Source organism: Streptomyces adelaidensis, from assembly GCF_016598475.1.
Classification (GTDB): domain Bacteria; phylum Actinomycetota; class Actinomycetes; order Streptomycetales; family Streptomycetaceae; genus Streptomyces; species Streptomyces adelaidensis.
Genome location: NZ_JAEMUX010000242.1, coordinates 1 through 1208, shown reverse-complemented (window position 1 = coordinate 1208; position 1208 = coordinate 1). Strand labels below are relative to the sequence as shown.

The following is a 1208-nucleotide window of genomic DNA, read 5'->3' as shown; positions in this document are numbered from 1 at the left end:
GTTCAGCCTGCGCGGCAATGCCCGGGTCCTGGCCGGCAGTCACCACCCGGACAGGGACGCTCAGTTCCGGCACCTCAACACCACCGTGAAGGCGTTCCTGGACGCGGGTGACCCGGTGATCAGCGTAGACACGAAGAAGAAGGAGCAGGTCGGCCTCTTCGGCCAGGCCGGGCGGGAGTGGCGGCCGCCCGGCGAGCCGGTCAAGGTCCTCGACCACGACTTCCCCACCCACGCGTCCGGCACCGCCATCCCGTACGGGATCTACGACGTCGCCCGCAACACCGGCTACGTCGTGGTCGGCACCGACCACGACACCGCGGCCTTCGCCGTCTCCTGCCTGCGCCGCTGGTGGAAGGAGGAAGGGCGACACGCCTACCCGCACGCCACCCGGCTGCTGATCACCGCGGACGGCGGCGGCTCCAACAGCTCCCGCGCCAAGGCGTGGAAGGCCAACCTCGCCCTCCTGGCCACCGAGACCGGCTTGGAGATCAGCGTGTGCCACCTGCCGCCGGGCACATCGAAGTGGAACCGGGTCGAGCACCGCCTGTTCTCCTTCATCTCGATGAACTGGCGCGCCCACCCGCTGACCAGCTACGAAACCGTCCTCAACCTGATCTCGGCCACCACCACGCGCACCGGGCTGACCGTCACCGCCCGCCTGGACACCGGCAGTTACCCCACCGGAATCGAAATCAGCCGGCAGCACGCGGACTCCCTGACCATCCACCCCGAGCCCTTCCACGGCGAGTGGAACTACACCATCCCGCCCCAGCCCGGAATCCCCGACGTCCCGCTCCACCCACCCGGCCCCCGCTCCCACCCCCGCCACGCGCACACCTTCGGCACGACCCTGGCCACCCACCCGCTGCTGACCGGCCTCGAGCGAGACGACCTCGACCGCCTCACCGCCGCCATCCGCGACCGCCTCGACACCCGGCCCCCGAAGGAACGGCCCCGACACCGCAAGCTGACCACCGAGAACATCATCTGGGCCGGCATCCTCGACCAGCGAGGACTGTCCCGCTCGCTGATCGCCTACCTCTTCCGCATCGGCGAGAACCAGGCCAGAACGCTGATCAAGGACGTCCGCCCCCTCCTCGAGGAGCACGGCCACCACCCCGACCCGATCCCCGCCCGCCTGATCGACCCCAGCGACCTTGCCGCATACGTCATGTATGCAACATCACGAGCCGACGAGACCGACACGC

At 69.6% G+C, this 1208-nt stretch carries 1 protein-coding gene; it reads left to right on the top strand.

The window, feature by feature from the left end:
- Window positions 1-1208, top strand: a 1208-nt coding sequence (locus tag I8N67_RS41580; RefSeq protein WP_200309547.1) for an ISAzo13 family transposase, incomplete at both ends; no start/stop codon positions are given.